Origin of the sequence: Cobetia sp. MC34 (assembly GCF_018340035.1) — a bacterium.
In the GTDB taxonomy this organism is placed as follows: Bacteria; Pseudomonadota; Gammaproteobacteria; order Pseudomonadales; family Halomonadaceae; genus Cobetia; species Cobetia amphilecti.
Genome location: NZ_JADPPY010000038.1, coordinates 21,084 through 34,239 on the forward strand (window position 1 = coordinate 21,084; position 13,156 = coordinate 34,239).

Consider the following 13,156-nt stretch of genomic DNA (forward strand, 5'->3'; position numbering starts at 1 on the left):
AGCGCTCACGCCACAGACCTCCACCTGTGAGGCGCCTCATCCGTCAACCGAGACCCTATGCCAGCCTGCGCCTCGCTGGCCTTCGCCCACGCGCACCGCACCCGTTGCTTCGGCGGCGGTGCGCCGTCATTGGCAGCCGGCTGCCGCGCTGCAGGGTGTCATGCCGGCCGGCTGGTGGGCGTGGCTCTCCTCGACGGACTCGCTGACCCAGCGTCTTGCAAGCGCCATGCAACAGCAGGATGAACGCGATGGCCAGCCCATTCAGGGCCTGCGCGTGCGCCTGCTGCTGCAGGACACCGGCCCCGCGCGGCTGGATGAGGCGCGCCTGCTGGGCATCGGCCCACGCCGGCATGTCTGGCGACGCGAAGTGGCACTCTGTCATGGCGATACGCCATGGGTGATCGCACGCTCGCTGGCGGCGCTGGACCTGGCCCACGGTCATCGCCTTTCGACGCTGGGCGAGCGCTCGCTGGGCCATTGGCTGTTTCGCCAGCCCGACCTGACCCGCAGCGCCATCGATGTCAGCCGTGCCCCGCTGGTGCTTTCGAGCCCCAGACCGCTGGCCCGCACCACCAGCCTGTGGATGCGCCGCTCGATGTTCTCGCACGGTCGCTTCAAGGTGCTGGTGCAGGAGGGCTTCACACCGGCCTTCCAGCACGCGCTGCAGCTGCCCTGAGCCTTGCGGCCGACTGGCCTCGTTTCTCTCTCTTCCCTTGCCCACTACCACCCGCCCAGGAGCCCCGATGACCGCGTCATCCACTTCCGCCGCTTCGCGTCCTTCCAGACTGGCCGACTACCTCGCCGTGACACGGCTGGACCGCCCCATCGGCACCTGGCTGCTGATGTGGCCGACTCTGTGGGCACTGTGGCTGGCGGCAGATGGCATTCCCGAGCGCACGACCCTGCTGATCTTCATCGCCGGGGTCTATCTGATGCGCGCCGCCGGCTGCGTGATCAACGACTACGCCGACCGCCATTGGGACAAGCATGTCGAGCGCACGCGTGACCGGCCGCTGACCTCGGGTCGCATTTCGGAGCGCGAAGCGCTGACGCTGTTCGGGGGGCTGGTCGCGGCCGCCTTCGTGCTGGTGTGCTTCACCAACCTGACCACGGTGCTGCTGTCGATCGTCGCCGTGCTGCTGGCGGCCAGCTATCCGTTCATGAAGCGCTTCCATCATCTGCCCCAGGTGGTGCTGGGCGCCGCCTTCGGCTGGGCGATTCCGATGGCCTTCGCCGCGACGCTGGAGGAGGTACCGACCTACGGCTGGTGGCTGTTCGCGGCCAACCTGATGTGGACGGTGGCCTACGACACCGCCTACGCGATGGTCGATCGCAACGACGACCTCAAGGTGGGCATCAAGTCCACCGCCGTGCTGTTCGGGCGTGCCGACAAGCTGATGATCGGCCTGTTGCAGCTGGGCATGCTGGCGGTGTTGATCGGCATCGGCCTGCACCTGACGCTGGGCATCTTCTACTGGCTGGGGCTGGCCGCCGCCGCCGTCACCTTCGTCTGGCAGCAACGTCTGATCCGTGAGCGTGAGCGTGCGCCCTGCTTCCAGGCGTTCCTCAACAATCATTGGACGGGTCTGCTGATCTTCGCCGGTATCGCCCTGGCGACCTGGCCGATGAGCTGACTCCTGTATAAACATTAGTATTATTTAATTTAAAGCAACCCCAGCCCTCTGTTGCTCCCCAGCCCACGGTTCATGCCTGCCTGCCGCGCCTCCAAGGTGGCTGGCAGGCTTGCGTGCAAGCTGCCATGCTGGCAGTTGTCATCTCGTTGTCATATAAGCGGGTTGTAATCGTCATCGACTTGTCATTCTGGCGCGTGCGCCGACTGCTGCATGGGATCTAGCGATGAGCTCCAAGACCGTACTGATTGTCGACGATGAATCCTCGATTCGCGAGATGATCGCCGTTGCCCTCGAAATGGCGGATTACCGCGTGCTGGAGGCAGACAATGCCCAGGACGCCCACGCCATCGTCGTCGATGAAAAGCCCGATCTGCTGTTGCTGGACTGGATGATGCCGGGCACCAGTGGCCTGGAGCTCGCGCGGCGTCTCAAGCGTGACGAGACCACCTCGGAGCTGCCGATCATCCTGTTGACCGCCAAGGGCGAGGAAGACAACAAGATTCAAGGCCTGGAAGCCGGTGCCGACGACTACATCACCAAGCCATTCTCGCCGCGCGAGCTGGTCGCCCGTCTCAAGGCCGTGCTGCGTCGCACCACTCCCAAGGGAGTCGAGGAGGCGGTGGAAGTCGAAGGCCTGATGCTCGACCCGGCCAGCCACCGCGTCACCGCCCACGGCAACTCGCTGGATGTCGGCCCGACCGAATATCGCCTGCTGCAGTTCTTCATGACGCATCAGGAGCGTGCCTACACGCGCAGCCAGCTGCTCGATCAGGTATGGGGCGGCAACGTCTATGTCGAGGAGCGCACCGTGGACGTGCACATCCGTCGCCTGCGCAAGGCGCTGGGCACAGGCCATCAGCATCTGATCCAGACCGTCCGCGGCACCGGTTACCGCTTCAGCGCTCAGGCCTGAGGGATTCATGCGCTATTGGACCAACGAGCTATGGCGCCTCGGCTACCTTGCCGGTGGCTTCGGCCTGATCGGTGGCCTGCTGGGCCATCTGGGCTGGGGCCTGGCGCTGGGTCTTTCGCTGTATCTGTTCGTCCATCTCAAGCACTTGAAGAGCCTCTACACCTGGCTGATCACCAATCCCCATGAAGAGCCGCCGCCCGGCGATGGCGTCTGGGGAGACCTGCTCGATCGTCTCTACCGCTACCAGAAGGGCCAGCGTCAGGCTCAGGAGCGACTGCGCAGCATCCTCAACCGTATCCAGGAATCCTCCGAGGCCATGCGCGACGGCCTGGTGATGCTGGACAACCACGGTGACATGGAATGGTGGAACAGCGCTGCCGAGCAGCTGGTCGGTCTCAAGGCCAGCCACGACCGCGGTCAGCACATCACCAACTATCTGCGTGACCCCGTCTTCATCGACTACTTCAATCGGCTGGCCTACCGCGAGCCGCTGACGCTCCAGTCGCCGCTGTCTGACAACCTGACGCTGCAGATCTCCATCACCCTGTTCGGTGACAACGAGCGTCTGGTCATGCTGCGTGACGTCACCCGCCTCTATCGTCTTGAAGAGATGCGCCGCGACTTCGTGGCCAATGTCTCCCATGAGCTGCGCACGCCGCTGACGGTACTGGCCGGCTATCTCGAGACCTACTCCGATTACGCCGATGACCTGCCACCGCGCTGGCAGCGTGGACTGGGCCAAATGCAGAGCCAGACCGACCGCATGCAGCACCTGGTCGAGGACCTGCTGACCCTGTCACGCCTGGAAACCGACGAGCTGTCCGACAATGGTCGCTGCATCGACATGAGCGCCCTGCTCGGCCATATCCGCGACGACGCCGAAGGCCTGTCCCAGGGGCGCCACACCTTCTCCATCGAGGCCGATGCCAGCCTGTCACTGCGCGGTGAGGAGCAGGAACTGCGCAGCGCGATCTCGAATCTGGTCTTCAATGCGGTGCGCTACACCCCCGAAGACTGCCATATCACCCTGCGCTGGAAGGCGGATGACCAGGGCCTGCTGGTCGAGGTGGAAGATGACGGGGACGGGATCGACCCGGTGCACCTGCCGCGCCTGACCGAGCGCTTCTACCGCATCGACAAGGGCCGCAGCACCGCCACGGGAGGCACCGGCCTCGGGCTTGCCATCGTCAAGCATGTGCTGATTCGTCATCAGGGCCATCTGGAGATCGACAGCCACCCCGGCGAGGGTGCGCGCTTCCGCTGTCACTTCCCCGACGAGCGCGCCTGTCAGGCGAGCGCTCCCCAGGCCAGCAGTGCGCTAGCCCAGTAATGGGCTGATTCAGTGATGATTTGCCCCGGACGCCAGCCCAACGCAGAACGCCCCGCGGCCACCTCGAAAGGAGGCGACTGCGGGGCGTTTCGTTTGGTCAATCAGACGACGCTGCGGCTATTTCAGCGACGTGCCAACTTAGCGACGAGTCAGTTCAGCGACAAGCCATCTCTGCGACAGGCTGTCTCAACGACGCGGCGCCGGCAACTGACGGTAGTGGCTCTGCCACATCAGTACCGCCCCGGCGACGGCGCCCGGGATGAACAGCAGATTGGCCAGCGGCACCAGCGTCATGACGAACACCGCGGCGCCGAAGGTTAGTGAGGGCCACCAGCGCGCCTTGAGGCGCTGCTTCATGTCGCCGAAGCTGACCTGATGGTTGTCCATCGGGTAGTCGAGATACTGGATCGACATGCTCCAGGCCGAGAACAGCCCCCACAACAGCGGCGAGAGCAGGTTCAGACCCGGGATGAAGCCGATGATGAACAGCGCGATCATGCGCGGGATGAAGTAGCCCAGCTTGGCCATTTCACGCCCCAGCGAGTCGACGCCGATCTTCATCAGGCCACGGTCATCATCGATCAGGGTGCCATCCAGACGATGCTCGACCTTCTCGGCCAGAATGCCGTAGAAGGGCGCGGCGATCAGGTTGGTCACCAGGCTGAAGGTGAAGAACACCACCAGCAACAGACTCACTACCAGCACCGGCCAGATCAACCAGCTGAGCCAGTCCAGCCACGCCGGTACCTTGAGCATCCAGTAATCGATCCAGCCACCGAACTGGTTGAACAACACCCACAGCGTGATGCTGTAGAGCACCAGGTTGATCGCCAGCGGTACGAATACGAAGCGGCGCAGCCCGGGGGTATAGACCATGCGGGTCCCGCGGACCAGCGCCGATACGGCATCAATCATGCGACGTCCTCGTCATCTCAAAAGAACCGGCCAGCCAGCGGGCTGGCCGGAGCCACACCCTAGCACTCCCGCCTGCGCGGCGCAGCTGTCGGCCGCCTGACACCGCTCGCGCTCCCACGACGCAATCGCCCCGCGACCTGCCGGTAAGCAGGAGCGGGGCGAAAGAGGCGACACAGGGGCAGGGAAGCGCGTCAGCTCACTTCTTGTCCAGGTCCTGCGGCTTCAGGTCATGGGTATCGGTGTGACGCACGTCCACGCCCTTGACCAGGAAGATGACGTACTCGGCCAGGTTGTCGGCGTGGTCACCGATGCGCTCCAGCGCACGCAGAATCCACATCACGTTGAGCACCGGCGTGATCTGGCGCGCGTCTTCCATCATGAAGGTCATCAGCGAGCGCATCGCGCTCTGATATTCCAGATCCACCGAGGCGTCTTCACGCAGTACCTTGAGGGCAAGGTCGGTATCGAAGCGCGCGAAGGCCGTCAGGGAATCACGCACCATGCTGCGCACGTGCTGGCTGAGGTGACGCACCTCGACCATGCCGCGCGGGCTCTGGCCGTTCTCGACCAGCGAGATGGCATTGCGTGCGATCTTGCTCGATTCATCACCGATACGCTCGAGATCGGAGGTGGCGCGGATGACGGCCAGCACCAGGCGCAGGTCGGAGGCCGCCGGCTGACGGCGGGCCAGCACCCGGGTGCACTCGTCATCGATCTTGAGCTGCATGTCGTTGACAGCCTTGTCGTTGTCGCGCACCCGCGTGGCGGTTTCACTGTCGCCTTCCAGCAATGCCGTGACGGCATCCTGCAGCTGCTTCTCTACCAGTCCGCCCATGGCCAGCAGGTGTGTCTTCAGTGCATCCAGCTCGTGATTGAACTGCTCTGAGATATGCTTGCCGTGCGAATCGCTGGTGATATCCATTTCCCTCTCCCGGAAAGTCGCCCACCGAGTCAGGGGGCGTGACATGAATGACGTGACAAGTATGGCCCACTACTGACTGACACAGCGGGCTCCCCCTCAGCATGCCGACACTTGATTGCAGTTATGTTTCACCCATGGCGCAAAGGCGGTATCTGGCCGCCATCGTCAGCAATATCAGGGCGAAAAGGCTACCTGGCTGCACGTTCGCGCATGAGAGCGCTAACCGAAACGCCCCGTGATGTAGTCTTCCGTCTGGCGGCGCCGCGGGTTGGTGAACAGCTGATCGGTCGGGGCGAATTCCACCAGGCGGCCCTCATGCAGGAAGGCGGTATCGTCTGAGACCCGCGCGGCCTGCTGCATGTTGTGCGTGACGATGATCAGCGTCAGACGCGAGCGCAGCGAACGGATCAGCTCCTCGATCTTGAGCGTCGAGATGGGGTCCAGCGCCGAGGCCGGTTCATCCAGCAGCAGCACCTCCGGCTCGACCGCCAGCGTCCGCGCAATCACCAGCCGCTGTTGCTGGCCACCCGAGAGCCCCAGCGCGCTGTCGTGCAGGCGGTCCTTCACTTCTTCCCACAGCGCCGCGGAGCGCAGGCAGGATTCGACCTTGTCATCGAGGTGGCGCTTGTCATTCTCGCCGACCAGCCGCAGCCCGAAGGCCACGTTCTCGTAGACCGACATCGGAAAGGGATTGGGCGTCTGGAAGACCATGCCGATCCGGCGGCGCAGCATCGGCACGTCCACGCCGCGCGCATGAATGTCCTCGCCCTCGAGCAGCACCTTGCCGGAAAGACGTGACTGTTCGTCGAGATCGGTCATGCGATTGAAGGTACGCAACAGACTCGACTTGCCGCAGCCGGAAGGGCCGATGAAGGCCGTCACGCGCTTGCGTGCGATCTGCAGGCTGACATCCTCCAGTGCGCGTCGCGTCTGGTTCTCCTTGCCGACACGTGCCTGATAATCGAGGCTCAGGTGGCGGGTTTCCAGGCAGATGTCCTCAGCCGGCCGCGCAGGCGTCTCCTGAAGAAACAACTGGGGCTTGGGCTGTTCAGAGTCACGCCTCATTCGGTGGCTCCCTTGTAACGTTGTGCCAGCATGTGACGCAGGCGAATGGCACTCAGATTGAGGCATAGAATCACGACCACCAGCACCAGCGCGGTCGCGTAGACCAGCGGCCGACTGCTGAAGGCATCGCTGCTCTGGAAGGCCAGATCATAGACCTGATGCCCCAGATGCATGAATTTGCGGTCCAGATGCAGCCACGGGAAGCTGTCATCCAGCGGCAGGTCCGGGGCCAGCTTGACCACTCCGACCAGCATCAGCGGCGCGACTTCACCCGCCGCACGCGCCACGGCCAGAATCAGCCCCGTCATCAGCGCCGGCGAGGCCGCCGGAATCACCACGCGCTTGAGCGTTTCCAGACGTGTCGCCCCCAGCGCCAGCGCGCCTTCGCGCAGACGACGCGGCACGCGCGCCAGCCCCTCTTCCGTAGCGACGATCACCACCGGCAAGGTCAGCAGGGCCAGCGTCAGCGAGGCCCACAGAATGCCGCCGGTCCCGAAGGTCGGCGTCGGCAGCCGCTCGGAATAGAACAGCTCGTCAATTCCGGCGCCCAGCCCATAGACGAAGAAGCCGAGACCGAACACGCCGTAGACGATGGAGGGCACCCCGGCCAGGTTGCGCAGCGCGATGCGCGTCAGGCGCGTCAGGCGCCCCTGATGGGCCACCTCGTGCAGATAGAGCGCCGCCATCACGCCGAAGGGCATCACCATGATCGACATCAGCACCACCATCAGTACGGTGCCGAAGATGGCGGGCCAGACGCCACCGAAGCCCTCGGTAGGCGCGCCGGCCACGAAGTCGCGGAAACGCTTGAACGTCATCATCAGCCGGCCGCTGAAGCCCATCGCATTGGGCCGCCAGGCATTGCGGATATCATCGAGCGCGATGCGGCCTTCGTAGCCGCCATTGCCGCCCAGCAGCAACTGACCGCCCGCCAGGGCATCACGCAGGGCACTCAGCTGACCTTCACGCTCGATGAAGGCGCTGCGCACCTCTTCCAACTCCTCCTGCATCTCCTGCTCGAGCTCAGCATCCTCATGAGTCTGCGCCGCTGCACCGTCAGCAGTGGCGCTGCGCCGGGATTCGAGCGACTGCTGCAACGCCTGATAGCGACTGCTCAAGACTTCACTGTCCAGGCGTAGCGCTTGCAGCTGACGGCGCTCGCTCTCGATCATCTTCAGGCGGGAAAACAGTGGCTCGGCGTCCTCGGACAAGGGCCGTGCAGGCCCGTCGCCGACATCGGGCGTGTGGTCCATCTCCCCCGTCATCGGGTCACTCAGCGCCCGTGGCATGCCGTAGAGAGTGCGGCCGTCGCGCATTTCCAGCATCAGCGCCTGGCTGGGGAAGGTCATCCTGTCGAGCAGCGTCTCCGGCAGCCACTGCCAGCTGGCCGCGGCCCCGTCACGCGAGGATGTCTGCAGCAACCACCATTGCTGGCGAGCGTCATCCCCCTCGCCCAAGGCGACACGGCGCATCTCCTCGTGCATCAGCTCGCCGAGCAGATGGCGATTGTCGGCCGCCGGCTCACCGCGCGTGGTGGTCAGGGCCGTGGGACTCTGGCCCGGCTGTGCCGTCAGCTCCACCTCGACCAGCCGTGAGGGCCAGAAGTGACTGAAGGAGCCCACCACCAGCAGGCTGAGCAGGCCCAGCACCAGTACCAGCGAGACACTGACCGCCATGGCATTCAGCCAGCCCCACGGGCCGCCGTCGCGCCAGTAGCGCTGCAGGCGCCCGACCAGCGGCTCGCGCGGGCGCAGCAATGAGGAGCTGGCGCGATTCGTGTCAGGGTGACTCATCCCCAGCTCCCCTGATTGGGTGGCGTGAAGCGCTGTCGCAGCACTTCCGCCAGCGTATTGACCACGAAGGTGAAGACGAACAATGCCAGGGCAGCGAGGAACAGCAAGCGGTAGTGGCTGCTGCCGACCTCGGCCTCCGGCAGCTCGATGGCCAGGGTCGCGGCCAGTGAGCGCAGGCCCTCGAACAGGCTGGCATCCACCAGCGGCGTATTGCCGGCCACCATCAGCACGATCATCGTCTCACCGACGGCGCGCCCCATGCCGATCATCATCGCCGAGAACAGGCCGACGGCGGCGGCAGGCAGGATGACGCGGCGCAGACTCTGCCATGGCGTCGCGCCAAGCGCCGCGGAGCCTGCGGCCAGACCGCGCGGCACCGACGAGAGGGCATCCTCGCTGAGCGTGAACAGGGTCGGCATCACCGCCAGCCCCAGCGCCATGCCGGTCACCAGGGTATTGCGCTGGGCGTAATCGATGCCGTAGTGGCTGAACAGCCACTGACGGAGGTCGCCGTCGAACCACCACTGCTCGACCTGGCCGGCGATGGTCACATCCAGCCACAGCAGCACGAACAGCAGCGGCAACAGCCCGAAGGCCGCCATGTTTTCCGGCAGCAGATTGCGCCATACGCGCGGCGACAGGGTCCACAGGAAGCCGGCCACCATGGTGCCCAGCGGGATCAGAACCAGCCCCAGCAACACCGCCATCAGCTCACGCTCGACGAAGGGCGCGACCACCAGGGCGGCGATGAAGCCGATCACCACGGTCGGCAGCGCCTCCATCATCTCCAGCAGCGGCTTGATGCGGGAACGCTGGCGCGGCGCCATGAAGCAGGCGACATGGATGGCACAGCCGAGCCCCAACGGCACGGCAAACAGCAGCCCGACCAGCGCCGCCTTGAGCGTGCCCCACATGATGGGCACCAGCGACAGACGGGGTTCGTGGGTACCGGTGCTCTCCAGCTGCCAGATCCACTCCGGCGCTGCGCGCCCCTCATACCAGACCTTGCCGAAGATGGCATCGAGCCCGACGGCCTGATGCGGGTCGTGTATCGCAAGCCCCGCATAGGCCTTGCCGAGCGCCCCCAGCGGCGCGTCCTGAGCGAGCTTGCCGGGCAGCCTTGTCTCCCGGGACGCCGATGCCAGCAAGCGGCGGTCATCATTGTCAAATTCCAGCGCCACGCCAGCCGCGACCCGGGCGGCATCCAGCCAGTCCAGCACCTGACGGCGACGCTCGCTGGTGGCCAGATAGAGGCCAAGGCAGCCGTTGGCGTCCAGCGCGGCAAAGCCGAGGCTGTGGTGGGCGGGAGCCATCGTCACCACCGGCGCCGACAGGCCACTGTCAAAGACGCCGGCCTTGACCAGCGGCTGCGCGTGCGCCGGCAACAGGTAATGGGTCAGGCCACCGGCGGCGTCCCCGACGATCAGGCTTCTGCCGCCACGCAGGACGCTGATCGCGGTGATCGCCGGCGATGACGCGGAGCCAGAAGAGCTCACAGCGTGATGTGCCAACTTGCGCGCCAGCGGCTTGGTCCCGGTGGAGGCCTCGCTCAGTTGCCACTGGGTGAAGCCATCGCGGTCAGCGGTGACCAGCAGACGTCCCTGCTGCGAAGACAGCCTGGCCGTGCCCGGCAACCACTGCTGCTGCCACTCGGAGTGCGGCGTCTGGCTTGCTGCATCGTCCTCCAGCGCGCCTGCGGAGGCGTGTGGAGATGACAAGGCCAGACGCGCCAGCCACAGGCCATCGCCCTCCTCGTACGGAATGCGCAGCCACAGCTGGTCACGGCTGAGCACCAGACTTGCCTGGCGGCGCTCAAGCCCTGCGGGTACCTCGATGGCACTGCTGCGCAGGCGCACGCCCGCGGCGGACTGCTGAACCACCTGCAGGCGATCATCCGCGAGCCAGACACCCGCCAGCGGCGAGGTGCGCGAATCCGCCGTCGAATCATCACTGGCCAGCACGGGAGGCAGCCCGTCACGCGCGGCAAGCGGCATATCAGGCAAGGCGCTCAGCCAGTCAGGATCGGCCAGCCAGTCAAGGTCGGTCTGAGCGGCAGGCATCTGCTGGTCGCTCACTTGCTGTTCGAGCGCCTGCTGAGGAAGCGACGTGACGCTGGCGGGCTTGAGCAGCGGCCACGACACGCTGACCAGATAGGCCAGCATCACGACGACGATGACCATCACGCCCAGCCCGGCCGCTGTCAGCCACAGACTGGCAAGACGGTCATGCCGCAGACGACGACGCTGCATTCGGGAGGCATCAACTGCCGACATGAAATATCACCACGAAAGGATTTGTGCCCTGGAGTGTCGACTCCGCAGACGCATGAAGCGGGTATGGCACCGAGATTATGTCCAAGTGATGACAGAGAGATGACAAAGGCGAATCAAAGGGCATCCACATCCTCCAGCCCCAATTGCTGACGCCAGTGCAGCAGCTGCTTTTCCGGCAGCGGCACATAGCCACCGCGCAGGATGGCCTGCTGGCCCTGGCGCGACATGATCAATGACAGGAAGGCCTGCTCCAGCGCCGGGAGCGGCTCGTCCGGCACGCGATTGACGTAGATGTACAGCGCGCGGGTCAGCGGATAGCGGCCATCGCGAATGCTGGCCCGGCTCGGGAAGACAGCGTGGCCACCCGCCTCACGGCTGACGGACAGCTGTTTCACCAGCGGCGAAGAGGTGCTGAAGCTGGCATAGCCGATGCCATTGGGCGAGGAGCCTACTGCACCGATGATGGAGGCCGAGCCCGGCTGTTCGCTGACATCGAGGCGGAAGTCACCATCGCACAGCGCGATACGGCGGAAGGCGCCGTAGGTGCCCGAGGTGGCACTGCGCCCGAAGCGCGTGATCTGGCGGTCATTCCACTCATCACTCAGCCCGAGCTGGCCCCAGCGATTGGCCGCCTGGCCACCACAGTTGTGCGTGGCGGAGAAGATGGCATCCAGCTGCGCGATGCTGATCTCCTCCAGCGGGTTGCTGCGATGCACGATGATGCCCATCGCATCCAGTGCCACGGGCACGCCCAGCGGCGGATAGCCGAATTCCCGCGTGAAGTCCTGACGCTCCTGGTCGCTCATCGGGCGCGACATCAGGCCGATGCGGGTGGTGCCGGCGATCAATGCCGGCGGTGCCGTCGAGGAGCCCGCGGCCTGCAGCTGCACGCGCACCCCCGGATGATAGCGGCGCAGCTGGGCAGCCCAGCGTGTCACCAGCACCGACAGGGTATCGGAGCCCACCGCCGTCAGGTTGCCCACCACCCCGGACACCGGGCGATATTCGGGCACCTTGTCGGCCAGTGCCGGAGCCGAGAGCGTCGAGAGCCCCAGCAGGCAGGCAAGCGACATCAGCCGCAACGACGGCAGCCCTGAGCGCAGGCAGGGCACGCATGAGGAGGGCGCATATGAGGAGGACACGGATGACCCGCGACGCGACGCGAACACGGCGCGAAAGCCTGAACGGACAAGCGACCCGACGGAAACTGACATGGCGACTTCCCACCAGAGAATGAACAAGATGACGATGCGGAGCTGGCCGCTGCTTGCCACGCCCGTGGTGACGGGCAGGCGACGGTGGAACAAGGCGGCCCGTGCAGCATGGCGAAAGACAGCGAGTATCCGTCATTGCTGCGTTGAGTAACGATACTCCATGCTGCAGCGCAAAAAATCTCCTGACAGTCCCTTGTCAGTGAGGACAGTGCTTTGTCCGCCGGAGTAGGATACAGGAGAAGATGAAGCCGCTGCGGCTCATCCGCTATGGCCTGCGTCGCACTGATGCTATCGATGGCACCCGGTGACTTTTTTCGGCGATTGCCGAAGTGCCCTGTATAAGGCCCCCTGTGCAAGGCAGTGCCCTGTACAAAGAAGTGCCCTGTGCAAGAAAGACGCACCTTTTTCAGACGCAAGGGTGCAGAAATGACCATTTTATAACAACAAGATAGCGAGTCATGACATGCAAGCTCTGGATGATATCCCGACGCCGAACGGCACACTGACGCTCAAATTGATCGCCCAACGCCAGGACACCAATCTCTATGGCGACATCAGCGGCGGCTGGCTGATGCACCGCATGGACGAGGCCTGTGAGCTGGCCGCCGGGCGCGTCGCCCACGGGCGCACTGCCACCGTGGCCGTCGAAGGCCTCGATTTTCTGTCGCCGGTGCGAATCGGCTCGGTGGTCAATATCTTCACTCAGGTGGCCGAGGTCGGGCGCAGTTCGATCAGGCTCGCCGTCGAGGTCTGGATCCGCCCGCCGCAGGAGCGCAATCAACACGCACTGACCAAGGTGACCGAAGCCTGCTACGTGATGGTGGCGCTCGATGACAATGGCCGCATCCGCGCCGTACCGGAGCAGGCCAGCACCGCCATCATCGAGGAGCAGGACTGATTCTGAGCAAGTCTGAGCCAGGCGCCTCGCCTCTCTTCCTGTCAGCCACACGCCAAGAAAAAGCCGCCCTCAGGGGTAATGCCAGTCAGTTAACACTGACTGGCATTTTTCTTGGCCGGATACTTCTGCGGCCGGCGCCTGACCGATCGAGGATAAGACCGTTCGCGTCGTTCCGGTAAAACGAACGACGGTGCCATGT

Annotated in this window: 11 protein-coding genes; 5 read left to right on the forward strand and 6 right to left on the reverse strand. The window is 64.8% G+C overall.

The window, feature by feature from the left end:
- Nucleotides 1-118 precede the first annotated feature (118 nt).
- From IZU87_RS15105 to phoR, 4 genes are all read left to right on the forward strand, one after another.
- Nucleotides 119-676 carry a chorismate--pyruvate lyase family protein gene (locus tag IZU87_RS15105; RefSeq protein ID WP_349305190.1) on the forward strand — a complete coding sequence of 186 codons (558 nt, stop codon included), beginning with the start codon at nt 119-121 and terminating at the stop codon, nt 674-676.
- A 67-nt stretch (nt 677-743) separates the two neighbouring features.
- Nucleotides 744-1,634 carry a 4-hydroxybenzoate octaprenyltransferase gene (ubiA, locus tag IZU87_RS15110; RefSeq protein WP_213115065.1) on the forward strand — a complete coding sequence of 297 codons (891 nt, stop codon included), beginning with the start codon at nt 744-746 and terminating at the stop codon, nt 1,632-1,634.
- Nucleotides 1,635-1,857: 223 nt separating this feature from the next.
- Nucleotides 1,858-2,547 carry a phosphate regulon transcriptional regulator PhoB gene (phoB, locus tag IZU87_RS15115; RefSeq protein WP_043331741.1) on the forward strand — a complete coding sequence of 230 codons (690 nt, stop codon included), beginning with the start codon at nt 1,858-1,860 and terminating at the stop codon, nt 2,545-2,547.
- Nucleotides 2,548-2,554: 7 nt separating this feature from the next.
- Nucleotides 2,555-3,877 carry a phosphate regulon sensor histidine kinase PhoR gene (gene phoR, locus IZU87_RS15120; protein WP_043331740.1) on the forward strand — a complete coding sequence of 441 codons (1,323 nt, stop codon included), beginning with the start codon at nt 2,555-2,557 and terminating at the stop codon, nt 3,875-3,877.
- 186 nt (nt 3,878-4,063) lie between these two features.
- On the opposite strand, the gene cysZ is transcribed toward phoR, so the two are convergent.
- The 6 genes from cysZ to IZU87_RS15150 form a co-directional block, all read right to left on the reverse strand.
- Nucleotides 4,064-4,792 carry a sulfate transporter CysZ gene (gene cysZ / locus IZU87_RS15125; RefSeq protein ID WP_107335789.1) on the reverse strand — a complete coding sequence of 243 codons (729 nt, stop codon included), beginning with the start codon at nt 4,790-4,792 and terminating at the stop codon, nt 4,064-4,066.
- 196 nt (nt 4,793-4,988) lie between these two features.
- Complete coding sequence (gene phoU / locus IZU87_RS15130; protein ID WP_043331737.1) at nt 4,989-5,714, reverse strand: phosphate signaling complex protein PhoU; 726 nt, start codon at nt 5,712-5,714, stop codon at nt 4,989-4,991.
- A gap of 219 nt (nt 5,715-5,933) precedes the next feature.
- On the reverse strand, nt 5,934-6,779 hold the full coding sequence (pstB, locus tag IZU87_RS15135; RefSeq protein WP_084589238.1) for a phosphate ABC transporter ATP-binding protein PstB: 846 nt from the start codon (nt 6,777-6,779) through the stop codon (nt 5,934-5,936).
- Nucleotides 6,776-8,572, reverse strand: a complete 1,797-nt coding sequence (gene pstA / locus IZU87_RS15140) for a phosphate ABC transporter permease PstA (RefSeq protein WP_213115066.1) — start codon at nt 8,570-8,572, stop codon at nt 6,776-6,778. The genes pstB and pstA overlap by 4 nt, the downstream gene beginning before the upstream one ends.
- A complete protein-coding gene (locus IZU87_RS15145) occupies nt 8,569-10,845 on the reverse strand; it encodes an ABC transporter permease subunit (RefSeq protein WP_213115067.1) in 2,277 nt (758 codons plus the stop codon). Before IZU87_RS15145 ends, pstA begins: the two co-directional genes overlap by 4 nt.
- 113 nt (nt 10,846-10,958) lie before the next feature.
- Nucleotides 10,959-12,059, reverse strand: coding sequence for a PstS family phosphate ABC transporter substrate-binding protein (locus tag IZU87_RS15150; RefSeq protein WP_213115068.1), 1,101 nt, complete (start codon nt 12,057-12,059; stop codon nt 10,959-10,961).
- A gap of 463 nt (nt 12,060-12,522) precedes the next feature.
- Between IZU87_RS15150 and IZU87_RS15155 the strand changes: the two genes are divergently transcribed.
- Nucleotides 12,523-12,957, forward strand: coding sequence for an acyl-CoA thioesterase (locus IZU87_RS15155; RefSeq protein ID WP_054556356.1), 435 nt, complete (start codon nt 12,523-12,525; stop codon nt 12,955-12,957).
- The last annotated feature ends 199 nt before the right edge of the window (nt 12,958-13,156 follow it).

What these genes read in the sequence shown, in the direction of transcription:
- IZU87_RS15150 (WP_213115068.1), bottom strand. Translation starts at nt 12,059, where the DNA reads ATGTCAGTTTCCGTCGGGTCGCTTGTCCGTTCAGGCTTTCGCGCCGTG.
- phoU (WP_043331737.1), bottom strand. Translation starts at nt 5,714, where the DNA reads ATGGATATCACCAGCGATTCGCACGGCAAGCATATCTCAGAGCAGTTC.
- pstA (WP_213115066.1), bottom strand. Translation starts at nt 8,572, where the DNA reads ATGAGTCACCCTGACACGAATCGCGCCAGCTCCTCATTGCTGCGCCCG.
- phoB (WP_043331741.1), top strand. Translation starts at nt 1,858, where the DNA reads ATGAGCTCCAAGACCGTACTGATTGTCGACGATGAATCCTCGATTCGC.
- IZU87_RS15145 (WP_213115067.1), bottom strand. Translation starts at nt 10,845, where the DNA reads ATGTCGGCAGTTGATGCCTCCCGAATGCAGCGTCGTCGTCTGCGGCAT.
- ubiA (WP_213115065.1), top strand. Translation starts at nt 744, where the DNA reads ATGACCGCGTCATCCACTTCCGCCGCTTCGCGTCCTTCCAGACTGGCC.
- IZU87_RS15155 (WP_054556356.1), top strand. Translation starts at nt 12,523, where the DNA reads ATGCAAGCTCTGGATGATATCCCGACGCCGAACGGCACACTGACGCTC.
- cysZ (WP_107335789.1), bottom strand. Translation starts at nt 4,792, where the DNA reads ATGATTGATGCCGTATCGGCGCTGGTCCGCGGGACCCGCATGGTCTAT.
- pstB (WP_084589238.1), bottom strand. Translation starts at nt 6,779, where the DNA reads ATGAGGCGTGACTCTGAACAGCCCAAGCCCCAGTTGTTTCTTCAGGAG.
- phoR (WP_043331740.1), top strand. Translation starts at nt 2,555, where the DNA reads ATGCGCTATTGGACCAACGAGCTATGGCGCCTCGGCTACCTTGCCGGT.